Origin of the sequence: Cobetia sp. SIMBA_158, assembly GCF_046566945.1 — a bacterium.
Classification (GTDB): Bacteria; Pseudomonadota; Gammaproteobacteria; order Pseudomonadales; family Halomonadaceae; genus Cobetia; species Cobetia amphilecti.
Map to the genome: position 1 here is coordinate 1 of NZ_JAWJYL010000584.1, position 260 is coordinate 260.

The following is a 260-nucleotide window of genomic DNA, read 5'->3' on the forward strand; positions in this document are numbered from 1 at the left end:
GGTGCAACGTTCTTAATGTTTATGGAATACGCACGCAATGCGGTTCGTATGGCTGCATTAATGAAGCAACCAAGCATTTTTGTATACACGCACGATTCAATTGGTTTAGGTGAAGATGGTCCAACTCACCAACCAGTAGAGCAAATTGCCAGCATGCGTTTAACGCCTAACCTTTATAACTGGCGCCCGTGTGACCAAGTTGAGTCAGCAATTGCATGGCAACAAGCTATTGAACGTAAAGACGGTCCTACATCGTTAAT

At 44.2% G+C, this 260-nt stretch carries 1 pseudogene; it reads left to right on the forward strand.

The features are described from left to right. Positions 1–260: pseudogene (locus R2R70_RS21170) on the forward strand (transketolase); the annotation flags it as partial.